This is a genomic window from Arsenicicoccus piscis (genome assembly GCF_022568835.1).
In the GTDB taxonomy this organism is placed as follows: Bacteria; Actinomycetota; Actinomycetes; order Actinomycetales; family Dermatophilaceae; genus Arsenicicoccus; species Arsenicicoccus piscis.
The window spans coordinates 319,535-342,195 of the sequence record NZ_JAKZHV010000001.1 but is presented as its reverse complement, the minus strand read 5'-3'; the positions used below and the strand labels follow the sequence as shown (position 1 = coordinate 342,195).

The window sequence follows — 22,661 nt, the reverse complement described above, 5'->3', positions numbered from 1 at the left end:
CGTCACCCGTCCCGACCTATAACGTGATGTTGGAACATGGATAAGATGAACCACGTTGACCTTCGTGACAGACCTCAGCACAAGACTTCAGGACAAGGTGATCCACGGATGCCCATCTACGACGACGTGACCAAGCTCATCGGTCGCACCCCCCTCGTGCGGATCAACCGCATCATCGACACGGCCGACAGCGGCACCACCGTTGCTGCCAAGCTCGAGTTCTACAACCCCGCGAACTCGGTCAAGGACCGCATCGGCGTCGCGATCGTCGACGCGGCCGAGGCCTCCGGCGAGCTCAAGCCGGGCGGCACCATCGTCGAGGCGACCTCCGGCAACACCGGCATCGCGCTGGCCATGGTGGGCGCCGCCCGCGGCTACGACGTCGTGCTGACCATGCCCGAGACGATGAGCGCCGAGCGCAAGGCGCTGCTGCGGGCCTTCGGTGCCGAGCTCGTGCTCACCCCCGGTGCCGGCGGCATGAAGGGCGCGGTCGAGAAGGCCGAGGAGATCGCCGCCGAGCGCGGCGCCATCCTGGCGCGCCAGTTCGCGAACGCGGCCAACCCCGAGATCCACCGCAAGACGACCGCGGAGGAGATCTGGAAGGACACCGACGGCCAGGTCGACATCGTCGTGGCCGGCATCGGTACCGGCGGCACCATCACCGGTGTGGGCCAGGTCCTCAAGGAGCGCAAGCCCGACGTCAAGATCATCGCCGTGGAGCCGGCCGAGTCGGCCATCCTCAACGGCGGCGCCCCCGGCCCGCACAAGATCCAGGGCATCGGGGCGAACTTCGTGCCGGAGATCCTGGACCGCAACATCTACGACGAGGTCATCGACGTCAACATCGACCAGTCGGTGGAGTTCGCCCGCAAGGCCGCGACGGAGGAGGGGCTGCTCGTCGGCCTGTCCTCGGGTGCCGCGCTCTACGCAGCCTCGCTCGTCGCCGCCCGCCCCGAGAACAAGGGCAAGACGATCGTCGTCATCATCCCGTCGTTCGGCGAGCGCTACCTGTCGACCGTCCTGTTCGAGGGCCTGGCCGGCTGAGGAGTCCCATGACGACCTTCACCCCTGACGAGGCTCGACGCCTGCGCGGCAGCCTCACGGCCGCGCGGCCACAGCTGCCGCGCATCGCCGCGAAGGCCGTCGACATGGTCCTCGAGGATCTCGACGCCGCGATCGAGCGCGACCCGGCAGCGACCGGGCGGCTGCAGATGGCGCTCGTCTCGCCCGGCCTGCACGCCGTCTGGGTGCACCGGTTGGCCAACTGGCTGTGGCGGCACGACCGCCAGCTGACGGCCCGGCTGCTGTCGCAGTGGGCCCGCGCCCGCACCGGCGTCGAGATCCACCCCGGAGCCACCATCGGTCGGCGCTTCTTCATCGATCACGGCATGGGCGTCGTCATCGGTGAGACGACCGAGATCGGCGACGACTGCATGCTCTACAACGGGGTCAACCTCGGCGGCCGCACGCTCAACCGCGGCAAGCGCCACCCGACCCTGCGCAACAACGTCACCGTGGGGTGCGGCGCCCGCGTGCTCGGCGACATCGAGCTCGGGGACGGCGCCCAGGTCGGTGCGAACTCCGTGGTCGTGAAGGCGGTGCCCGCGGGAGCGGTCGCCACCGGCATCCCGGCCACCAACCGGGTGCCCGAGCCCGGTGAGGACCCGATCGAGGCGCTCTACCGGCACCCGGCGATCTTCATCTAGCACCTGCCCCCAGCACCTGGGACCAGCACAGCGACGACGAGCGAGGCCCTGACCGGATCCGGTCAGGGCCTCGCTCGTTGCTGCTCGGCGGCTGCGTGCGGCTCGATGGCCGCCGCGCGCGTGGGCTACCTGCTGTCAGCCGTCGGCCCGGGCGTCGATGTCCTCGGTGGCGTCCGCGAGCTGCACACCCGCGGGCGGCGCGGGGACGACCGCGGTCTGCTCCGCGTCGTGCTTCGAGCCGGTCGAGCTGTTGCCCGAGACCTTGGCCTTGGCCTGCTCGGTAGCGCTCTTGGCGCTGTCCTGGGCCTTGCCGGCGACGTCGGCGACCTTCGCCTGCAGCTCGGGCGCCTTCTCCTTGGCGAGGTCCGCGACCTCGGCGGCCTTCTCCTTGGCGACGCTCGACGCGAGCGCGGCCTTGTCCTTGGCGACCTCGGTGGCCGTCGCGACCTGGTCCTGCACGCGCGGGTCGGCCCAGGCGGCCTCGGCGCGGTTCTTGATCTGCTCGTAGCGCTGGCGTCCGGCGCGCGCGCCGAGGACGTAACCGAACGCGGCACCGGCGATGAAGCCGAGACGGGTCTGCATAGGGGGTTCCTTTCGTGGTGTGGAGGGTCGGTGGTGGGCCTGCCGCCCACCCGGGCTCAGCTGGTGGGGTCGGCCTTGGTGGCGGCCCGGTGCTGAGCCTCGACGGCCTTGTCCACCAGACCGTGGGCCGCCGACGGCGCCTTGGCCTTGAGTGCGTCCGCCGCGTTCGTGACCGCGCTCTGCGTGCTGGGGCTGTTCCAGGCGTGCGCGGCCTGACCCTTCAGCTGCTCGTAGCGCTGGCGGCCGGCCTTGGCGCCGAGCACGTAGCCCGCGCCGGCACCGGCGAGGAATCCGATCTTGTAGCCCATGGGAGCTCCTTCGTGAGGGGGATGAGTTGCCCTTCAGGTCAGCCTACGTTCCTTACCCCGTCCGTGTGGGCTCACTCGGCGCAGTGCCTCATGCAGCACCCGAACCCGGCGCTGAGGCAAGCCATGAAGCAGCGCCGACGCGTGGCGGGAGCACTGGCGGAGGGCGTGGGATTCGAACCCACGATGGGAGTTACCCATAGCGGTTTTCAAGACCGCCGCACTAGGCCACTATGCGAGCCCTCCAGGTGCCGTCCAGCCTACCGGCGACGACCGGTGGCCGGGACGGGCGTCCCAGCAGGTCCCGGCCCACCTGCTGGTCAGCTCCGGCACGGTTGGTTCACCTGACGGCATAGGCTCGGGGGCCGATCGGTGATAACGTCGTGCGTGGTTGCAGTCAGCAGTTCCTCGCAAGACGATGAAGTGCCCGCGGCGCGGGCACTTTTTCTACTTCCGGGCATGTCCCGGAGCAGTGTGGGCTTCCGGCAGGCAATCGGGAGCCCACGATGGGTGGGCTCTCCCACGGCCAGCAAGGAAATGAGTTACACCCATGGCACAGGGCACCGTTAAGTGGTTCAACGCTGAGAAGGGCTTCGGATTCATCGCCCAGGACGGCGGCGGTCCGGACGTCTTCGTTCACTACTCCGCCATCCAGTCGAACGGCTACCGTTCGCTCGACGAGGCGCAGCGGGTCGAGTTCGAGGTCACCCAGGGCCCCAAGGGCCCGCAGGCTGACCAGGTCCGCCCCCTCTGATCTGATCCCGTCCCGATCACTGCATCAGGACTTTGCCAAGGGGCCGCGGCCCCAGGCAGGCAAGACCCCCGGCACCCACGGTGCCGGGGGTCTTGCGCATCCGCTCGCTACACTGCGTGGACACGCTGCGACCTGCACGATCGCGGGTGACGACGAGAGGGGACCGGCGCGGTGTCGGACAGTGAAGGCGCTACGGCGCCAGCGCAGGGGTCCGGCCCACGGCACCGCAGGGTCCGCACGCACCGGCACCCGCTGCTGCGGCGCACCACCTACGTCGTCGCCCTCCTGCTGGTCCTCGCGCTCGGCGCCACCTGGGGCGTCCTGCGCCGGCTCGACGGCAACATCACCGCCATCAGCTTCGACCAGGGCCTCGGCTCGCGGCCGACCAGCTCGGCGACCACCGACGCCGCGACCAACCTCGCGCCGATGAACCTGCTGGTCCTCGGCATCGACGACCGCTCCAAGCTCGGCACCGACAAGTACGGCAGCGCGGCCGACAGCGCCGGCGCCCGCTCCGACACCACGTTGCTGGTGCACCTGGCCGCCGACCGCAAGTCCGCCGTCATCGTCTCGATCCCGCGCGACACGATGATCCAGGCGCCGCGCAGCTGCAAGGACCTCACGGCCAGCCCCTCGACCTGGCACACGGTGCAGTTCAACTCGATCTTCGAGGCCGGTGGGGTCCCGTGCGTCGTCAAGGTGGTCGAGTCCGAGACCGGCATCCGCGTAGACCACGTGCTGACGCTGGACTTCAACGGCTTCAAGACGATGGTCAACGCCCTCGGGAGCGTGCCCGTCTGCGTCACCAAGGCCGTCGACGACAAGCTGAGCGGGCTCAAGCTCCCCGCCGGCACGACCCGGCTGAACGGCGAGCAGGCGCTGGCCTTCGTCCGCCTGCGGCACGTCGGTGACGGCAGCGACACCCAGCGGATGTCGCGTCAGCAGGCGTTCCTCGCCGCGATGATGCGCGAGGTCACCTCGACCAGTCTGCTGCTCAACCCCGCCAAGCTCTACAGCTTCCTCGACGCCGCGACGAAGTCGCTCTCGACTGATCGCGACCTGGCCAGCGTGACCGCCCTCGGTGGCCTCGCGAACGAGCTGCGCGGCCTGCAGCCGGGCTCGGTGCACATGCTGACCGCACCGTCGGGCCCGTGGCCGCAGGACCCCAACCGGACCGAGCTGCTGCCGGCGGCCGAGAAGGTGTGGTCGCTCATCGCGGCCGACCGCCCGTGGGGCAGCGGAGCGACGAGCAGCCCCACCCCGAGCCCGACGCCCACGACGGCCGCCCCGCTCACCGTCTCGCCCGCCACCATCGGCGTCGCCGTCGAGAACGCGGCCGGCCTCACGGGCTACGGCGGGCAGGTCGCGCAGGCGCTGCGGGTGCAGGGCTTCCAGGTCGGTGCGGTGACCAGCACGACGACCCACATCACCGGCGTCGTCGTCCACCACACCGCGGCGCAGCTGGAGGCGGCCCGGACGGTGGCGGCGGCGTTCCCGGGGGCGACGCTCAAGGCCGACGGGGCTGCGGGCAGCCCGATCCGCGTCACCGTCGGGCAGGGTGCGAAGGCGGTCGTGGCGGTGCCCAACCGCACCGGCACCGCGCCGCTGCCCGCCCAGCCGCTCACGGCACCGACACCGACGTCGAGCGCGACGATCTCCGCCAGCTCGGCGGACGAGGCCGTGTGCTCCGACACCGGCACGGGCTGAGGCTGCTTCGTTTGGTGACTCGTGACGCAGCCCGGTAGCCTTGCGCAGGTTGGTCTGCGCCGCCCTGCGCGCGCGACCGAGCACTGGAGGTGTCGCATAGTGGCCTAGTGCGCCCGCCTGCTAAGCGGGTTGAGGTTGAAAACCTCTCGCGGGTTCAAATCCCGCCACCTCCGCCGCCAGATGTCCTCGACATCACGAGGCCCGCACCGATCCGTCGGTGCGGGCCTCGGCTGTGTCCGCTGCGGTCCGTGTCGGGGCCGGTGTCAGGTCGGTGTCGGGGTCGGTGCTCACGCGGTGGCGGCTGTCACATACCCTCGGGGGGTGGATCTTGCGTACTCACCGACCCAGGCCCGACTGATCGAGGCGGCCCTCACCTTCGTCGAGGACGAGGTCATCCCCGCCGAGCCGGTCGCCCGCGACGAGGCGGCCGCGCGGCCGCCGGAGCATCAGTGGGACCGCCTGCCCGTCGTGGACCGGCTGCGCGACACCGCGCGCGAGCTGGGCCTCTGGGACCTGTGGGTGCCCGAGCCGTGGGGCCAGGGCCTCGGCGCCCTCGACGCGGCACCGGTCGCCGAGGCGTCGGGCCGGTCGCCCCACCTCGCGCCCACCGCGATGAACTCGATCGGCGCCGACGTCGGCACCATGCGCCTGCTCGCCGCGCACGGCACCCCGGAGCAGCAGGAGCAGTGGCTGCGGCCGCTCGCCGACGGCACGATCCGCTCGGCCATCGCGATGACCGAGCCGGGCGTCGCCTCGTCGGACGCCCACAACATCGCCACCCAGGTGCGCGAGGAGGGCGACGAGCTCGTCCTCACCGGTCACAAGTGGTGGACGACCGGGGCGATGGCCCCCGACTGCGCGTTCCTGCTCGTCATGGCGCAGAGCGCACCCCAGGCGATGCGGCACCGCCAGCACTCGCTCGTCATCGTGCCGCGGGACGCGCCCGGGCTGCGGATCAGCCGCAACCTCACCCTGCTCGGCCAGGCCGACCCGATCATCGGCGGGCACGCCGACATCGTGCTCGACGAGGTCCGGGTGCCCCGGGCCAACCTGGTCGGCGACTGGCACGGCGGCTACAGCCTCGCCCAGGAGCGGATGAACCCCTCTCGGCTGCTGCACGGTCTACGACTCGTGGGGGTGGCGGAGCGGGCGTTCGACCTGATGGCGGAGCGGGTCCAGCACCGCGTGTCCGGCGGCCGGGTCCTTGGCCAGCACGGCCTGGTGCAGGAGTGGATCGGCCGCTCCCGCATCGAGATCGACCAGGCCCGGATGCTCGCGCTGCGCGCCGCGTGGTTCATGGACCGCGACGACGAGCGCACCGCCACCGCCGTCTCCCAGCTCAAGGTCGTCGCACCGGCGATGGCCGGCGCGGTGGTCGACCGGTCGATGCAGGCCCTCGGCGCGCTCGGGGTGGGGCCGGACACGATGCTGCCCGAGCTCTACAGCTATGCGCGGATGCTGCGGCTGCAGGACGGGCCGGACGAGGTGCACCTGCTCGCCGTCGCTCGCCGCGAGCTGCGCCGCTACTCCTGAACCAGCGCGAGCCGCGTCGTCGGCTCGGAGACCGGGCCGGGCTCGGTCCGAGGCTGGTCGGCGGCGTCGATCACGAAGTAGCCGGCGTCGGTCTGCTCCCCGCCCATCCAGGCGCGGAGCGCGACGAACCGCACCAGGGTCGACACGACATTCATCACGGCGACGACCGCGGTCTCGACGGCGACCGGTGCGGTCGGAGCGAGCGCGTGCAGGGCGAGCAGCCCGAGAGACGTTGCGGCCCAAGTGATCCCGAAGATCGTCAGCCCTTGGAGCTGGTGCTTGAGGCGGTCCTGCGCGCCGCGCACCTCGAAGGTCCAGGCGCGGTTGGCCGCCGTGTTGGCGATCGTCGCGACGAGCAGGGCGACCAGGTTCGCGAGCATGGCGGAGCCGAGCGGCAGCCGCAGGGCGGCGAACAGGCCGAGGTGCAGGACGGTGGACCCGACCCCGATGGTGGCGAACCGGGCGAGCTGGGTGCCCAGGCGCGCACCGGGTCGCCGGCGGCCCATCGCGCGGTTGATGCGGGTGAGCTCGTCGCGAGTTGTGCTCTGCCGCAAGGACCGTCGCACGCGGCGGATCCCCGCGAGGTCGTCGGCCGCCGTGCGGACGATGTCGACGCGGCTGTCGGGGTCGTCGTACCAGTCGACGGGCACCTCGTGGATGCGCAGCCCGCACCGCTCGGCGAGGACGAGCAGCTCGGTGTCGAAGAACCAGCTGGTGTCCTCGACCAGGGGGAGCAGCTCGCGCGCCACGTCGGCCCGGATCGCCTTGAATCCGCACTGGGCGTCGGAGAACTCGGCGCCGAGACCCGCTCGCAGCAGCAGGTTGTAGGACCGGGAGATGAGCTCGCGCTTGGCCCCACGCTCTACCCGTGACTGGCGGGCGAGCCGGGTGCCGATCGCGACGTCGCTGTGCCCACTCATGAGCGCAGCGACGAGCGGCAGCAGGGCGTCGAGGTCGGTGGACAGGTCGACGTCCATGTAGGCGAGGACGGTGGCGGGGGAGGCCAGCCAGACGGACTTCAGCGCCCGGCCGCGACCCTTGGCGTCCAGGTGGACGGCGCGCACCGTCGGCAGCGTGGCCTCGAGCTCGCGCGCCACCGCCCAGGTCTCGTCGGTGGAGGCGTTGTCCGCGATGGTCACCTGGAACGGGTAGGCGAAGTGCACCTGCAGGTGGTCGACGAGTCGGCGCACGCAGGCCCGCAGCGTCACCTGCTCGTTGTAGACCGGGATCACGACGTCCAGGACGACGGGCGAAGGGGTCGGGGTGGTCATGGTGGGGCCTTCCGTGACGGGGTGTGCGGTGTGTCGTGGGCGTGAGGTCGGCGTGGTGCGTGGGGTGTCGTGGGGTCTGCGTGGTGCGTGGTGCGTGGTGCGTGGTGGAGGTGCTGGGCCGCCGGCCCGCGCCGAGAGTGCAGATGTCGGACACGACACGCCGTGAACGTGTCCGACATCTGCCGGTTCGGTGGCGCGGGCCGGGGCGCAGGCCGGTGGCGACCGCCGGTGAGCGGTGCCCGCCGGTCAGGAGGTGGCGGTCGAGCTCGCGGTCCCCGACGTCAACGGCTGCGTGAAGTCGTAGAACGTCTGGCTGCCGATGGTGACCTGCGTGTAGTTGGCCTTCGCCCAGGCGAGGATCTGGCTGGCCGTGCCCGAGCCGGACTGACCACCCGCGCCGGAGGAGGCCAGCAGGTAGTGGATCTGCCCGCTGGTCACGTAGGCCTGGAACTGCGCCAGCGTCGGGCTTGGGTCGGTGCCGTTGAACCCACCGATCGCCATGACGGCCTCGCCGGAGGACAGCTGCAGGCCCGCGGCGTTCTGCGAGCCGACCGCGGCGGCCGCCCAGGTGTAGCTCGAGGCGTTGGCCTGTAGGGCGGCGACGACGGCCGGGCTGGCCTCGGAGGCGTCGAGGAGGCCGCCCATGCCACCACCCGTCCCGCGGCCGGTGCCATCGGTCGTGCCGGTGCCAGTGGTGCCCGTGCCGCCGGTCGTGCCGGTGTTCCCGGTCGTGCCGGTGCCGGTGCCCGTGGTGCCGGTGCCCTGCTGGGGCGGGGTGCCCATCTGGCCACCCTGGCCGCCAGGACCACCCTGGCCACCCGGACCGCCCTGACCGCCAGGACCGCCGTTGGCGCCGGCGACGGTGGGGCCGGCGGTGACGATCGAGCCGGTGTGGCCGGTCGACACGGTCTGCAGCGAGTAGGCCGCGGGTCCGGCGAGCGAGGCCGCGAGGGCGGCGGCGACGACCGCGGGGACGGCCTTCGCGTGGATCTTGTCGATGACGAGGAGCAGCACGGCGGCGGTGAGGCCGACGACGATGACGAGCCACTTCAGCCACGGCACGAAATCGGCGCTGCGAGAAAGGAGCACGAAGGACCAGCACGCCGCGAGCCCGGTCGCTGCGGCGAGGGTTACCGAGCCGAGGAGACGGCTGCGGGCGTCCCAGGCCTCCTTGGCACCGATGGCGACGACGGCCGCGACGGCCGGGGCGAGGGCTACGGTGTAGTAGGCGTGGAAGATGCCGGCCATGAACGAGAAGGTCACCATGGTGACGAGCAGCCAGCCGCCCCAGATGATGTAGGCCGCGCGCCGACCGTCGGTGCGGGGGGCCTTGCCGCGCAACAGGACTCCCACCACGAGGAGCACGAGCGCGGACGGGATGAGCCACGAGATCTGACCGCCGATCTCGGCGTCGAACAGGCGGGTGATGCCGGTGCTGCCCCAGTTGCCGCCGGTGCCACCGCCACCACCGACCGACCCGGTCTCGTTGCCGGTGAGGCGTCCGAAACCGTTGTAGCCGAAGGTCAGCTCGAGGAACGAGTTCGTCTGCGAGCCACCGATGTAGGGCCGCATGGAGGCGGGCACCAGCTCAACGATCGCGACCCACCAGCCGGCCGAGACTACCATCGCGAGACCGGCGAGCAACAGGTGCTTGATGCGCTTCCCGAGCGTCGTGTCGGCCGCGTAGAGGTAGGCCGCGGCGAACGCCGGGAGCACGAGGAAGACCTGGAGGGTCTTGGTGAGGAAGCCGAAGCCGAGGAAGATGCCGGTCCAGACCAGCATGCGGGCGCGGCCCTCGGAGATCGCCTTGCCGGTGGCCCACGCGCCGAGCGTCATCAGCAGGGTGAGCAGCGCGTCCGGGTTGTTGAAGCGGAACATCAGCACCGCGACGGGCGTCAGGGCGAGCACGGCGCCCGCGAGGAGTCCGGCAGCGGCGCCGAACCAGCGCTTCACGGCTGCGTAGAGCACCCCGACCGACGCGATGCCCATGAGCACCTCGGGCAGCAGGATCGCGAACGAGTTGAGCCCGAGCAGCCGCACCGAGAGCGCCATCAGCCACAGCGAGGCGGGGGGCTTGTCGACGGTGATGGAGCTGCCCGCGTCGGAGGAGCCGTAGAAGAACGCCTCCCAGGACTGGCTGCCCGCCTGCACGGCCGCCGAGTAGAACGCGTTGGCGTAACCGCTCGCGGTGAGGTTGTAGAGGTAGAGCAGGGCGGTGGTGAACAGCAGCCCCAGCAGGGCCGGGCGGGCCCACGAGGGGTCCTGCTCCGGTCCGCGCCACAGCCGTTGGAGTCGTCCACGGGCGGGCGAGGAGCTCGCCCTGGTGTCGGGTGCCGGAGCGACGGGCGCAGGGCCGCTGGCCGTCCGGTCGAGGGTGATGGTGTCCATGGTGCAACCCTCGCCGCGGCGGCTATGCCGTTGCTGTGGAGGCGCTTTGGCGTGGCTTCGGGATCTGCCGGGGTGGGCAAGCGGTCACGCCCGGAAGGCGTCGCGGGTCACGCCCGGAAGGCGTGCCGGCTCACGCCGAGACGTCGTCGCGCGGCTCGGCCCAGGTCGGCCGCAGCGGCAGGGTGACGGTGAAGACCGTGGAGCCGGGTTCGCTCGCGACCGAGACCGTGCCGTGGTGCGCCTTGACGACGGCGTCGACGATCGACAGGCCGAGACCGGTCGAGCCGGCGGCGCGGTTGCGGGCGGTGTCGCCACGCGTGAAGCGGTGAAAAAGTTTGGGTAGCAAGTCGGCCGAGATGCCGGGACCGGTGTCGGCGACCGTGATGACGGCCTTGCCGCCGGCTGCCCGCAGCGACGTCGTGACGCTGGTGCCGGCGGGCGTGTAGTTGCGCGCGTTGGCCAGCAGGTTGACCAGGACCTGCTGCAGGCGGCCCCGGTCACCCACCGTCTCGACCGCCTCGTCGGGCAGCTCGAGCCGCCAGACGTGGTCGGGCCCGGCGGCCTGGATGTCGCCGACGGTCTCGAGGACCAGCAGGGACAGGTCGACCGGCTGGTGCTCGAGCGGGCGGCCGGCGTCGAGGCGCGCGAGCAGCAGCAGGTCCTCGACGAGCGTGGTCATCCGCTTGGCCTCGGACTCGATGCGGTCCAGGGCGTGTCGGACGGCCTGCGGCACGGGTGCCGGCTCGCGGCGGGACAGCTCGGCGTAGCCGCGGATGCTCGCGAGCGGGGTGCGCAGCTCGTGCGACGCGTCCGCGACGAACTGGCGCACCCGCATCTCTGACTGGTGGCGGGCGTTCAGCGCCTCACCGACGTTGTCGAGCAACGAGTTCAGGGCGTAGCCGACCTGCCCCACCTCGGTGCGGGTGTTGGTGTCTGCCTCCGGGACGCGCTCGGCGAGGGCGACCTCGCCCTCGGCCAGGTCCATGGCGGACACCTTGTTGGCTGTGGCGGCAACTCGCTTGAGCGGCAAAAGGTTTCGCCGGACCAGCCAGGTGCCGCCGAGACCGACGAGAAACAGGCCGCACAGGGAGGCCATGGTGATCGTCTTGAGCAGCTGGTCGGTCGCCTCGCGGGCCTGGGCCAGCGGCAGACCGGTGTAGATCGTCACGGTCTTGACCGTGCTCGAGCCGGTGGACGTGTCGGTCGCCAGCAGGCGAACGGTGTTGGCCTGCACCAGATATCGGCCGAGGTCGCCCCCGAGGTCGATGGCGCGGGGTTGGCCCGTGACGCCCGCACCGGTCAGCGTGGCGACCTGGTCGGCGTCGAGGCTGCTGACCGTGCGCTCCTTCAGGCTGTAGGCGGTGAGGATCTGGTCGCCGGTGACGCACAGCCGGACCACGCCGTCACCGGAGTTGGGCGGCAACGAGTTCGAGGTCGGCGCGCTGCACTCGTCGAAGCCGCGGCCGCCCCGACCGCTCCCGATGCCGTTGGCCTCGTCGCTGATACGCCGGGTCTGGCCCTGGAGCTGCTGGGCCACCTGGCCCTCGAGGACATGGTTCATCGTCACGACCGTCGCCCCGGCGATCGCCACGGTCACGGCGATGAACAGGGCGACGACCGAGGCGATGAGCTTGGTCGTGAGGGACCAGCTGCTTGGACTCATGGGCGCTCGCGAACGTATGGAGGGGTCTACCGAATGTCCTTGGGCGTCATCTCGACTCAGGCGCCGGCCGCGGGCTTGAGGACGTAGCCGACGCCGCGCATGGTGTGGATCATCGAATCGCGGCCGACGTCGATCTTCTTGCGGAGGTAGGAGATGTAGAGCTCGACGACGTTGGCCTGGCCACCGAAGTCGTAGTTCCACACGCGGTCCAGGATCTGGGCCTTGGAGAGCACCCGCTTGGGGTTGCGCATGAGGTAGCGCAGCAGCTCGAACTCCGTTGCGGTGAGGTTGATCTGGTCGCCGGCGCGAGTCACCTCGTGGCTGTCCTCGTCCATCGTGAGGTCACCGACGACGAGGAGGGAGTCGGACTCCTCGGTGGAGACGACGGTGCGGCGCATCAGCGCCCGCAGCCGCGCCACGACCTCCTCGAGCGAGAAGGGCTTGGTGACGTAGTCGTCCCCGCCGGCGGTGAGGCCGGCGACCCGGTCCTCGACGGCGTCCTTGGCGGTGAGGAACAGGACCGGGACGTTGGGGTTGTCGGCGCGCATGCGACGCAGCACCTCCATCCCGTCGAAGTCGGGGAGCATCATGTCGAGCGCGACGGCGTCGGGCTCGAACTCGCGGGCCGCCCGGACGGCGCCCATGCCGGTGCCGGCGGTCCTGACCTCCCAGCCCTCGTAGCGCAGCGCCATGCTGAGGAGCTCGGCGAGGTTGGCCTCGTCGTCGACGACGAGGACCCGGACGGGCGAGCCGTCGAGGCGGGTCAGGGCGGGAGCGGTGCCCGGGCGAGTAGTCATGTCCATTCCTCCACTCTTGGTGCACCGACTGTACGACTCGTAGGCCTTCCCTATGGGGAGCCTGTGAGCCGTCTCGGAGTGTGGTCGGCGCACCAGGCCTCAGCGGGCCGACACGTCCGGCACAGTCTCGCCACAGGCGCGGCCCGCAGCGTGGCAGCAACGATCCCTCGGCTCGAGGGAGCACCCGCACGCTGAAGGAGACGCGATGAACGACGACCGCCCGAGGTCGGACCAGACCACCCAGGGGCACACACCGGGGCAGTGGTACGAGAGCCCCGACCAGACCCAGCCGGTGCCGCAGAGCCCCGTCACGAAGCCGGTGGAGCACGTAGCCCCGGCCGGCTCGGTGGCCCCCGCCGTCGCCCCGCCGCGCTGGTCCGGCAAGAAGACCGCGGTCGTCGCGGCCATGGCGCTCGGCATCGGCGGCATCGGTGCGGGTGCCGTGGCGGCAGCTACCCCCGCCCTCAACGCCCAGTCCCAGCAGGACGGCCGGGGTCCTGGTGGTTTCGGTCATGGCGGTCGCGGCGGCCCGGGCGGCTTCGGCCCCGGCGGCCAGGGCGGTCCGGGTCAGCAGGGTCAGCTGCCGGGCGGTGTGCCGCAGCAGGGCCAGCAGGGCCAGCAGGGCCAGGACCCCAGCCTGGCAGTTCGCTGAACGCCGGAACCGGGCACGGCGGGCTACCCGTTCGACAGGTGTAGCAGCGGTGGACGCACCGCGGACCGAGATCCGACGACCAGCAGGAGGCGCCTCACGAACCCTGGCGGGAGGGCCGGTCCACGCCGGCCGCGAACGCAGATGCGAAGTCAGACACCAGCGGGCCCGTCCTCGAGCGATCGAGCGGCGGGCCCGCTGCCGTCACGAAACGGTCGGCCAACGTTCATCGCCGCCACACCCGGCGGCACCGGCCGAGGATCAGAGTGTCCAGCATGACGCACACCTCCCCCCGCCCCCGCACGTCCACCACCGGCAGCACCACCACCGGCAGCACCACCACGAGCCGCCGCGCCGGCTCGGCCTGGCCGCACTCGCCCTCACCGGAGCGGTCGCCGGCGCGACCGCCGTCGTCGGCCCGGTCGCCTCGGCCGCGGCGGACACCCCGCCCGGCCAGCAGAAGCCCGGCCACTACTCGTTCGCCGTGATCGGCGACGTGCCCTACGGCGCGGCCCAGATCGCGGCCTTCCCGACCTGGGTCGACGAGATCAACGCCGCCAAGCCGGCGGTGACCTTCCACGTCGGCGACATCAAGAACGGGTCGACCCGCTGCGACGACCCGTACTACGCCATGATCAAGACCCAGTTCAACCGCTTCACCAGCCCGTTCATCTACACCCCGGGCGACAACGAGTGGACCGACTGCCACCGGGCCAACAACGGCTCCTACAACCCGCTGGAGCGCCTCGCCTACGACCGCTCCGTGTTCTTCAGCAACCCGGGCACCACGCTGGGGGCGCCGATGAAGGTCGCCTCGCAGGCGAACGCCGGCTTCCCCGAGAACGTCAACCTGCGCAAGCAGGGCATCGACTTCGCGGTGATCCACGTGGTCGGGAGCAACGACGACCTGCAGCCGTGGACCGGCATCGGGCAGACGACCGCCACGCCCCAGCAGGCCGCCGAGGAGAAGGCCCGCATGGCGAACGCGATCCCGGTGGTGCACAATGCTTTTGCCGACGCCCGGCGGAAGAACGACCGCGCGGTGATGGTGCTGCTGCAGGCCGACATGTTCGACCCGAGCTACACGCCGACGTGGAACGACATCTCGGCGTTCAAGCCGCTCGTGCAGGCGCTGATCGACGAGTCCGCGACGTTCGACGGTCCGGTCTACCTCGTCAACGGCGACAGCCACGTCTACAACACCGACAAGCCGCTCGCCACCGGCTCGAGCTGGCTGACGACCTACGGGGTCTCGGGGTCGGCCGACAACCTGCAGCGGATCACCGTCGACGGCTCCAGCAACAACAAGGACTGGCTGAAGTTCACCGTCAACCGCCCCGGTGCGGCCGAGCCGCTCTCGTGGGAGCGGGTGCCCTACCAGCACCAGGCCGGCTGACCCATCGGCAGCGACTCGTCCTGATCACAGCAGCAGGCCCGCCCCGAGGGGGCGGGCCTGCTGCTCTGTGCCGTGCTGGTGCGCTGTCAAGCGCTGTGCGGGAAGGGGATCAGGCCTTGGCGCCGATCCGCTCGCGCAGGGTGTCCAGCTCGAGGTTGAGCTCGTTGGGGAGGCTGTCGCCGAACTTGGCGAACCACTCCTCGATCATCGGGAGCTCCTTCTCCCAGCCGGCCTCGTCGTACTCGACGGCGACGGCGACCTGCTCGGGGGTGAGGTCCAGGCCGTCGGTGTCGATGTCCTCTGGCTTGGGCAGGATGCCGATGGGGGAGTCGACGCCGTCGACCTTGCCCTCGAGGCGCTCGACGACCCACTTCAGCACGCGCGAGTTGTCGCCGAAGCCGGGCCACACGAACGCGCCGTTCTCGTCCTTGCGGAACCAGTTGACCTGGAAGATCTTCGGCAGCTTGTCGGCGTCCGCGGACTTGCCGATCTCGATCCAGTGGTTGACGTAGTCGCCGGCGTTGTAGCCGATGAACGGCAGCATCGCCATCGGGTCGCGGCGCACGACGCCCACGGCGCCGGCGGCGGCCGCGGTGGTCTCCGAGGAGAGGGTCGCGCCGAGGAAGGTGCCGTGGTTCCAGTCGCGGGACTGGTAGACCAGGGGGACCGTCGTCGCGCGCCGGCCACCGAAGAGGATCACGTCGATCGGGACGCCGTTGGGGCTGTCGTACTCCGGAGCCATCATCGGGCACTGCTTGGCCGGGGTGGTGAACCGGGCGTTGGGGTGGGCCGCCTTCTTGCCGTTGTCGGGGGTCCACTCCTCGCCGAGCCAGTCGATGAGCTCGGCGGGCTTCTCGACGGTCATGCCCTCCCACCACACGTCGCCGTCCTTGGTGCGGGCGACGTTGGTGAAGATCGAGTTGCCCTTGTCGATGGTCGCCATCGCGCTGGGGTTGGTCGACTCACCGGTGCCGGGGGCGACACCGAACAGACCGAACTCGGGGTTGACGGCGTAGAGCCGACCGTCCTCGCCGAAGCGCATCCAGGAGATGTCGTCACCGACCATCTCGGCCTTCCAGCCGGGGATGGTGGGCTCGAGCATCGCGAGGTTGGTCTTGCCGCAGGCCGACGGGAAGGCGCCGGCGACGTAGTAGGTCTTCCCCTCGGGGGAGGTGAGCTTGAGGATGAGCATGTGCTCGGCCATCCAGCCCTCGTCGCGGGCGATCGCCGAGGCGATGCGCAGGGCGTAGCACTTCTTGCCGAGCAGGGCGTTGCCGCCGTAGCCGGAGCCGTAGGACCAGATCGCTCGGGTCTCGGGGAAGTGCGAGATGTACTTGGTGTCGCTGCACGGCCACGGCACGTCCTGCTGGCCGGGCTCGAGCGGAGCGCCGACGGAGTGCAGGCACTGAACGAAGTCGGCGTCGGTCTCCTCCATCTTGCGCAGGACCTCGTCACCGATGCGGGCCATGATCTTCATGTTGACCACGACGTAGGGCGAGTCGGTGAGCTCTACGCCGAACATCGGCTGGTCCGCCTCGAGGTGACCCATGACGAAGGGGATGACGTACATGGTGCGGCCCTTCATGGAGCCGCGGTAGAGCTCGGTCATGGTCGCGCGCATCTCGTCCGGCGCCATCCAGTTGTTGGTAAAGCCGGCGTCCTCCTCCTTCTCGGAGCAGATGTAGGTGCGGTCCTCGACCCGGGCCACGTCGGTGGGGTCGGACGCGCACCAGTAGGAGTTCGGCTTCTTGGACTCGTCGAGCTTGATGAAGGTGCCCGCGTCGACCAGCTCCTGGTTGATCCGGTCGATCTCCTCGGTCGTGCCGGTGACCCAGTAGACCTCGTCGGGCTGGGTGAGTGCGGCGACCTCGTCGACCCAGGCGGCCAGCTTCGGGTGGGACGTGCGAGCGGTGTCGGACTGCGTGGTGGTCATGGTAGAGCCATCCCTTCGTTGCCGCTTCGCTGCGGCCATCGGCGGTGTGCAAGTCGCAACGGGCCCCTGGGGGCTGGGCGGCCCCGCGGCAGAAGCCCTAATCCATACCAATGACGGTAGCCGACCTCTACCACGGCGCGCCCGACAGGGTGCGCAGTTTAGGGCCAGGATCACAGCCGGTGTGACCTGGATCGCGTCGTGGTCCGTGGGCGAGAGCCGGGTGAGGGGATCCTGTGCGGGCTATTGAAACGAATCACTAGGATCGGCTCGGATCGCAGCAAGCGCAGATTGAACGTTTCATTTTGGTTGCTTGCAGCCAGGGCGTGCTCTACGCGCCGATCGAGGGGGTCACCCCCCGGGCCGAGGACCTGCAGCGGCGCGGCATCCCGGTGGTGCTGGTCGATCGGGCGGGCAAGTACACCAACTTCTGCTCGGTGTCCGTCGACGACGTGGAGGGCGGCCGGCTCGCCGCGAGCCACCTGCTCGACCTGGGGCACGAGCGGATCGCCGTCGTCGGCGGACCGAGCAGCCTGCAGCAGGTGCAGGACCGCCGCCTCGGCGCTGAGCTGGCGCTCGGGGCCCGCCGATCCGACGCCCTGCTGCTCCACGTCTCTACGGCCGCCCTCGACATCGCGTCCGGGGTAGCCGCCGCCGGCGAGCTCGCCGGGCTGCCCGACGCCGAACGGCCGACCGCCGTCTTCGCTCTCAACGACCTGCTCGCCATCGGTGTGCTGCAGGGGTGCGTGACACACGGTCTACGGGTGCCGGACGATGTCGCGATCGTCGGGTACGACGACATCCTGTTCGCCGCGGTCGCCGCCGTGCCGCTGTCGTCCGTGCGACAGCCCCGGGCGCGGCTGGGCCGGCGGGCGGCCGAGCTGCTCTTCGACGAGGTCGCCGCCCTGGACGAGGGCCGGCCGCACACCCACGAGCACGTGCAGTTCGCCCCCGAGCTGGTCGTCCGGCGCAGCTCGCAGCCAGACCACCCGGTGTAGTCCGTGCCGGTCCCGTCCCTGCCCAGCCGGGTCACCAGGTGAGGAGAGAGCCGAGAACCCTGCAGGTCCGCACCGGCGACGTCCTGGCGGTCCTGTGGATCGACTCCCACCCCGACATGGGCACCGGTGACTCGCCGTACCCGGGCTACCACGCCATGGTGGTGTCGGCGTTGACCGGGCACGGCGACCCCGAGCTGCTCGACCTGCTCCCCGCCACCATCCCCGCCGACCGGGTGGCCCTGGTCGGGATGCACGACTGGACCGACCCGGCCCTCCCGGCGATCGCGGACGAGTGGGGTCTGACGGTGATCGAGCCGGACGCGCTACGGTCCGACAGCACGGCGTTGCTCGACTGGCTCGCCTCGACCGGCGCGACGAAGGTGGCGATCCACTTCGACGTCGACACCATCGACGCCGACGAGGTCCGGTTGGGTCTGGGCGCCGATCTCGGGGGCCTCACCCGCGCCGAGGCGCGCCGCGTGGTCGCCGACGTCGACGCCGCGGTGGACGTGGTCGGCCTGACCATCGCCGAGTACATCCCTCGCCAGGTGATGCAGCTGCAGAAGCTCCTGGCCGGTTTCCCGTTGCTGGGCGCCCACCCCAGGCAGTGAGGGCATCGACCGATGCCGCTCGCTGAGCCGCACGTGCCGTGTCGGCGGTCAGCACCCCCTCGACCCCGGCGAGGCGTGCCGCATGTGCCGGGTCGGTCATGACGTCCGGACGCGACAGGGCTGGGGTGCCATCGAGACGGTAGATGTCGGACAGCTCTACGGCGTGTCGTGTCCGACATCTGCTGTCTCGATGCGCCACCGGGTCCGATAGGCCAGTTGGGGCCTGCCGCGCGTCGCCGAGACGGCGGTTGGGCACCGAGACGGCGGTTGGTCACGCCGGCACTGCCGTGACGACGCGTGGGGCTCAGCGTTGCTGCACGCGGGGCTGTCAGTGTCGCTGCGGGCGCACCGGCCGGGGCATGCGAAAGGCCCCGGCGAGCGTCTCCGCTGGCCAGGGCCTTTGCTTCTGTCTCAACACAGAGCGCACCCGAAGGGATTCGAACCCCTAACCTTCTGATCCGTAGTCAGATGCTCTATCCGTTGAGCTACGGGTGCTGGCGTGGCACCGCCGGAGCAGTGCGCAACGACTAGGAACTATACCGGGTGCGAGCACCGCAGCGGAAATCGGTGACGGGGCGGGAGGGCGGCCCTGCGGTGCGCCCCACGGGGTGAGCCCACCGTGAGAGGGTGTGCCCATGCGTCGTGCCGTGCTGGTCAGCCTGCCGTTGAGCGTCCTGCTGCTCGCCGCGTGCTCGGGCGGGGTCGGTGACCCGTCGCCCTCGACGAGCGAGGACCCGACGGTGGCGCTGGGCAAGACCCGCGACGCCTTCGTGGCGGCGAAGTCGGTGCACCTGGCCCTGACGAGCGAGGGGATCCCGACGACGGCCAACGGGGTGAGTGGCGCGACCGGCACGGGCGTGATCGACAAGGTCACGCCGAAGTTCGCCGGCACGGTGACCGGGCGGGTGCAGGGCACGAGCGCCACCATCGACGTCATCGCCATCGGCAGGGACACCTGGCTCAAGCTGTTCACCCCGACCTTCGAGAAGGCCGACCTGGCGAAGCTGGGCGCGCCCAACCCCGCGACCTTCTTCAACCCCGACACCGGGATCGCCTACCTGTTTGCCGGGACGACCGGCGTCAAGCAGGGTGAGCAGGTGCGCGACGGGCAGGACGTGCTCGATGTCTACACCGCGACGGTCCCGGGTGGGCAGGTGCGCAACCTGCTGCGGGTCGGGGACGCGACCAAGACCTACCAGGCGACCTTCGGGGTCGCCCCCGAGCACGAGCTGCGGACCGTGAGCCTCACCGGTGAGCTCTACCCCGGGACGACGTCGACCTACACCTTGCGCCTCGCCGACTATGGCCAGCCGGCGTCGATCACCGCGCCCTAGGCTGCTGCTCGCGCTCGCCTGCCTCGGTGTAGCCCTCGCGGCGGCCGACACCTACGTCGTCGTCCTCGCGCTGCCGGACATGATGGCCGGCGTCGGTCTCGGGATCGACCAGCTGCAGCGGGCCGCGCCGATCATCTCGGGATTCCTGCTCGGCTACGTCGCCACGCTGCCGCTCATCGGGCGGCTGGCCGACCTGGTGGATCGCGGCCGCGTCCTGCGCGCCTGCCTGCTGCTCTTCGTCCTCGGTCGTCACCGCCCTCGCCGTAGACCTCCCGGTCCTGGTCGCGGGTCGGGTCCTGCAAGGGGTCGGCGGGGGAGGTCTGGTGCCGGCCACGCTGGCCCTCGTGGCCGACCTGTGGCCGCCGCGTCGGCGCGGCCTGCCGCTCGGGGTGGTCGGTGCCGTGCAGGAGATGGGCAGCGTGCTCGGCCCGGTCCTCGGCGCGGCGGTGCTCGCCGTGGCGGACTGGCGGGCGATCTTCTGGTTCGGCGCCGTGGTCGGCCTGGCCCTCGCGGCGGCGCTCGCACTCGCGGCGGCGAGGTCGGGGGCGAAGCCGTCCAGGCCGGCGCCGAGACCAGGGTCGGCGCACCAGAGGACACCGGACCAGAGCACACCGGACCAGCGCCCGCCGCACCCGGGAGCCGGACCGCTGCACCAGGTCGGTTGGGCGGTCGCCCTGTTCGGCATCGGATGCGGGCTGCTGGCGCTCTGGGCACCCCGACGACTGGTCATGGACCTGACGCTCGGGACGCCGTTCGTCCCGTTGGGGTCCTCGCCGTCGCGCCTGGCGACGCCCCTCGGGGTGGCCGCCGCGGCCCTGCTGGTCGGCGGCCTGGCGCTCCTCGCGGTGACCGGCGGTCGGTGGTGGTGGGCGACGGTCCGGCGGGTCGATCTCCCCGGGGCGCTGCTGCTCGGGGGCGCGCTCGGCGCCCTGGTGCTGACCTTCGCGGCCTCCGATCCCGCGCGCGAGGTGGTGGGACCACCGGGGTGGGCCCTGCTGCCGGTGGCGGTGGTGAGCGCCGCGGGCTACGGATGGCGGCACCGCCGCGCGGCCGATCCGCTGGTGCCCCGGGGGACGCTCGGGCGCGGCGGCTGGCGGACCCTGGGGGCGAGCTGGTGCGTCGGCGCGGCGCTGGTCGCCGTGGTGGTCGACGTGCCGGTGCTCGCCCGGCTGACGCTGGGTGGGGACGAGGTGCGGGCCGCCGGCACGCGGCTGCGCTTCCTCGTCGCCGTCCCCGTCGGGGCGCTGCTCGGCGGACTCGCGCTGCGTCGCCTCGCGGCCGGCCGGGTCACGGCGGTCGGCCTGGTCCTGGCCGCGGCCGCTCTCGCCGTCATGGGGACCTGGGGGAGCGGGTCGCTGGAGCAGGGCGTCGCCACGCTGGTGCTGGCCGCCGCCGGGCTGGGGCTCGGGCTGACCCTCGCCCCGCTCAACGAGGCCGCGCTCGACGCAGCCCCCGAGCACGCGCACGGCACCGCGTCGTCCCTGGTCGTGGTCGCCCGGATGACCGGCATGGTCGTCGGCCTCGGGCTGCTCACCGCCGTCGGGCTGCACGCCTACTACGCCGCGGTGGCCGCGCTGCCCGACCGCACGGACACCCGCGCCCTGGTCACGGCCGGCATCGTCCAGGTGCAGTGGGTCCTGCGCGGTGGCGCGATCGCGGCACTGATCGGCGCCGGGCTGGGTCTCACGATGCCGGCCCGGGTGCCTAGGCTGGACGGGTGAACGCACCCCGCCCTGCTGCCTGCCCCCGTCCCGACGACCGGCTGGTCCCGCGGGCTCCCTCGCCGGGGCACGACCGGACCGCTCCGGTAGAGCTCGTGGCCGGCGTGTGGCACGTGCGCTCGGCGGCGGTGGCGCGCGAGCTGCTGCGCAGCCGGGGCACCCTGCAGGCGGGCTTCCAGGCCGACGCCGTGCGGACGGGCGTGACCGGGATGCGCTACCCCGTGCTCTACCTGGACGGTGACGAGCACCGCGCGGCCCGCACCTCGATCGGGCGCTACTTCGCCCCCACCACGGTGACCCGGCGCTATCGCGACCTGATGGAGCAGCGGGCGGACGAGCTGGTCGCCGAGATCGAGGCGGCGGGGGAGGCCGACCTCGCGGACGTCGCGCTGCGATACTCGGTCGACATCGCGGCGCAGGTCGTGGGGCTGACCGACTCGGACCGCGAGGGCATGACCCGGCGGCTCGAGGTCTTCTTCAGCGGGTCGCTCGGCGTGCTCTCGCCCACGTCCGGCTCGGGCGAGAAGCCGGAGGCGGCGGGACGGCTCGCCCGGCTGACGGCGGGGCTGACGGCGCTGCGCTCGCTGCTGCCGATGGGCCGGTTCTACCTGTCCGACGTGCGTCCTGCTGTCCGGGCCCGCAGGGCCAGGCGGCGCGACGACGTCATCTCGCACCTGATCGACCAGGGCCGCTCCGCCACCGAGATCCTCAGCGAGTGCCTGACCTACGCCGCGGCCGGGATGGTCACCACGCGGGAGTTCCTGTCGCTCGCCGCCTGGCACCTGCTGCGCGACGACGCCCTGCGGGAGCGCTACCTCGGCGGCGGCGACGACGAGCGGATGGCGATCCTGCTGGAGATCCTGCGGCTGGAGCCGATCATCGGCACGCTCTACCGCCGGCTCGCGGCACCCCTCGAGGTGGGCAGCGGCGAGCAGACCGTCGTCCTCCCGGCCGGGGCGCTGGTCGCGGTGCCCGTCCACGAGGTCGACCTCGACGAGCGCGTGGTGGGCGCGGGCCCGGCCGGCGAGGGGCCGGCGCAGCTGTGCCCGGGGCGCGAGCTGCCCCCCGGCTACAAGCCCGAGATGCTCGGCTTCGGTGACGGCGCGCACCGCTGCCCCGGGAACGCGCTAGCGCTGCAGGAGAGCGACGTCTTTCTGCAGCGGCTGCTGCGGCTGCCGCTCGTGATCGAGCGCGACCCCGAGATCGGCTGGGACGCCGTCGTCGAGGGGTTCGAGCTGCGCGACGTGCGGCTGCGCGTGCGTGCCGTCGCCCCGGAGCCGGCCCGGCGTTGACCCGGCGTCACCGCCGGGCGCCGA

20 protein-coding genes, 3 tRNA genes and 1 pseudogene are annotated in these 22,661 nt (G+C 71.6%); 13 read left to right on the top strand and 11 right to left on the bottom strand.

All coding sequences use genetic code 11. The annotated features are described in order from the left end of the window. Positions 1-108 precede the first annotated feature (108 nt). Both cysK and cysE read left to right on the top strand, forming a co-directional pair. Positions 109-1,044, top strand: a complete 936-nt coding sequence (gene cysK / locus MM440_RS01600; protein WP_241441444.1) for a cysteine synthase A — start codon at positions 109-111, stop codon at positions 1,042-1,044. Between the two features lie 104 nt (positions 1,045-1,148). Beyond that, on the top strand, positions 1,149-1,706 hold the full coding sequence (cysE, locus tag MM440_RS01595; RefSeq protein WP_241441728.1) for a serine O-acetyltransferase: 558 nt from the start codon (positions 1,149-1,151) through the stop codon (positions 1,704-1,706). 135 nt (positions 1,707-1,841) lie between these two features. Here cysE and MM440_RS01590 read toward each other — a convergent pair whose 3' ends face one another. From MM440_RS01590 to MM440_RS01580, 3 genes are all read right to left on the bottom strand, one after another. Then, entirely contained in the window at positions 1,842-2,288 is a 447-nt protein-coding gene (locus MM440_RS01590) for a hypothetical protein (protein ID WP_241441443.1), read from the bottom strand. 56 nt (positions 2,289-2,344) lie between these two features. Then, positions 2,345-2,596: a hypothetical protein gene (locus tag MM440_RS01585; protein ID WP_241441442.1), complete on the bottom strand. Its 252-nt coding sequence runs from the start codon at positions 2,594-2,596 to the stop codon at positions 2,345-2,347. Between the two features lie 154 nt (positions 2,597-2,750). Continuing rightward, positions 2,751-2,839, bottom strand: a tRNA-Ser gene (locus MM440_RS01580). Positions 2,840-3,143: 304 nt separating this feature from the next. On the opposite strand from MM440_RS01580, the gene MM440_RS01575 reads away from it, so the two are divergent. The 4 genes from MM440_RS01575 (at position 3,144) to MM440_RS01560 (ending at position 6,587) form a co-directional block, all read left to right on the top strand. Next, positions 3,144-3,347, top strand: a complete 204-nt coding sequence (locus tag MM440_RS01575) for a cold-shock protein (RefSeq protein ID WP_241441441.1) — start codon at positions 3,144-3,146, stop codon at positions 3,345-3,347. A 171-nt stretch (positions 3,348-3,518) separates the two neighbouring features. Continuing rightward, positions 3,519-5,054, top strand: a complete 1,536-nt coding sequence (locus MM440_RS01570; protein WP_241441440.1) for an LCP family protein — start codon at positions 3,519-3,521, stop codon at positions 5,052-5,054. A gap of 85 nt (positions 5,055-5,139) precedes the next feature. Next, positions 5,140-5,227, top strand: a tRNA-Ser gene (locus MM440_RS01565). A 148-nt stretch (positions 5,228-5,375) separates the two neighbouring features. Next, positions 5,376-6,587 (top strand): acyl-CoA dehydrogenase family protein, encoded by a 1,212-nt coding sequence (locus MM440_RS01560; protein WP_241441439.1) that lies wholly within the window; start codon positions 5,376-5,378, stop codon positions 6,585-6,587. Here MM440_RS01560 and MM440_RS01555 read toward each other — a convergent pair. The 4 genes from MM440_RS01555 to MM440_RS01540 form a co-directional block, all read right to left on the bottom strand. Beyond that, a complete protein-coding gene (locus MM440_RS01555; RefSeq protein WP_241441438.1) occupies positions 6,578-7,858 on the bottom strand; it encodes a bifunctional glycosyltransferase family 2/GtrA family protein in 1,281 nt (426 codons plus the stop codon). The genes MM440_RS01560 and MM440_RS01555 overlap by 10 nt on opposite strands. Positions 7,859-8,104: 246 nt before the next feature. After that, positions 8,105-10,246, bottom strand: a complete 2,142-nt coding sequence (locus MM440_RS01550) for an ArnT family glycosyltransferase (RefSeq protein WP_241441437.1) — start codon at positions 10,244-10,246, stop codon at positions 8,105-8,107. Positions 10,247-10,376: 130 nt separating this feature from the next. After that, positions 10,377-11,909, bottom strand: a complete 1,533-nt coding sequence (locus MM440_RS01545; RefSeq protein ID WP_241441436.1) for a sensor histidine kinase — start codon at positions 11,907-11,909, stop codon at positions 10,377-10,379. 56 nt (positions 11,910-11,965) lie between these two features. Continuing rightward, complete coding sequence (locus tag MM440_RS01540; protein ID WP_277626174.1) at positions 11,966-12,706, bottom strand: response regulator transcription factor; 741 nt, start codon at positions 12,704-12,706, stop codon at positions 11,966-11,968. Positions 12,707-12,911: 205 nt separating this feature from the next. Between MM440_RS01540 and MM440_RS01535 the strand changes: the two genes are divergently transcribed. Further along, entirely contained in the window at positions 12,912-13,358 is a 447-nt protein-coding gene (locus MM440_RS01535) for a hypothetical protein (protein WP_241441435.1), read from the top strand. A gap of 223 nt (positions 13,359-13,581) precedes the next feature. Here MM440_RS01535 and MM440_RS01530 read toward each other — a convergent pair whose 3' ends face one another. Further along, positions 13,582-13,827, bottom strand: a complete 246-nt coding sequence (locus MM440_RS01530) for a hypothetical protein (RefSeq protein ID WP_241441434.1) — start codon at positions 13,825-13,827, stop codon at positions 13,582-13,584. A gap of 12 nt (positions 13,828-13,839) precedes the next feature. Here MM440_RS01530 and MM440_RS01525 point away from each other — a divergent pair, with 12 nt between their 5' ends. Beyond that, entirely contained in the window at positions 13,840-14,751 is a 912-nt protein-coding gene (locus MM440_RS01525; RefSeq protein WP_241441433.1) for a hypothetical protein, read from the top strand. A gap of 109 nt (positions 14,752-14,860) precedes the next feature. Here MM440_RS01525 and MM440_RS01520 read toward each other — a convergent pair whose 3' ends face one another. Beyond that, complete coding sequence (locus MM440_RS01520) at positions 14,861-16,684, bottom strand: phosphoenolpyruvate carboxykinase (GTP) (RefSeq protein WP_241441432.1); 1,824 nt, start codon at positions 16,682-16,684, stop codon at positions 14,861-14,863. A 284-nt stretch (positions 16,685-16,968) separates the two neighbouring features. On the opposite strand from MM440_RS01520, the pseudogene MM440_RS01515 reads away from it, so the two are divergent. Beyond that, positions 16,969-17,679: pseudogene (locus tag MM440_RS01515) on the top strand (substrate-binding domain-containing protein); the annotation flags it as partial. Between the two features lie 38 nt (positions 17,680-17,717). Continuing rightward, complete coding sequence (locus MM440_RS01510; RefSeq protein ID WP_241441430.1) at positions 17,718-18,290, top strand: arginase family protein; 573 nt, start codon at positions 17,718-17,720, stop codon at positions 18,288-18,290. Between the two features lie 422 nt (positions 18,291-18,712). Here MM440_RS01510 and MM440_RS01505 read toward each other — a convergent pair. Beyond that, a tRNA-Arg gene (locus MM440_RS01505) sits at positions 18,713-18,785 on the bottom strand. Positions 18,786-18,925: 140 nt separating this feature from the next. On the opposite strand from MM440_RS01505, the gene MM440_RS01500 reads away from it, so the two are divergent. Next, on the top strand, positions 18,926-19,624 hold the full coding sequence (locus tag MM440_RS01500; protein WP_241441429.1) for an LppX_LprAFG lipoprotein: 699 nt from the start codon (positions 18,926-18,928) through the stop codon (positions 19,622-19,624). Here MM440_RS01500 and MM440_RS01495 read toward each other — a convergent pair. Next, positions 19,611-19,877, bottom strand: a complete 267-nt coding sequence (locus tag MM440_RS01495; RefSeq protein WP_241441428.1) for a hypothetical protein — start codon at positions 19,875-19,877, stop codon at positions 19,611-19,613. The genes MM440_RS01500 and MM440_RS01495 overlap by 14 nt on opposite strands. Between MM440_RS01495 and MM440_RS01490 the strand changes: the two genes are divergently transcribed. Both MM440_RS01490 and MM440_RS17175 read left to right on the top strand, forming a co-directional pair. After that, positions 19,825-21,345, top strand: a complete 1,521-nt coding sequence (locus MM440_RS01490) for an MFS transporter (RefSeq protein ID WP_338155599.1) — start codon at positions 19,825-19,827, stop codon at positions 21,343-21,345. The two genes, MM440_RS01495 and MM440_RS01490, sit on opposite strands and share 53 nt — an antisense overlap. Continuing rightward, positions 21,342-22,637: a cytochrome P450 gene (locus tag MM440_RS17175; protein ID WP_241441427.1), complete on the top strand. Its 1,296-nt coding sequence runs from the start codon at positions 21,342-21,344 to the stop codon at positions 22,635-22,637. Before MM440_RS01490 ends, MM440_RS17175 begins: the two co-directional genes overlap by 4 nt. Positions 22,638-22,661: the final 24 nt, after the last annotated feature.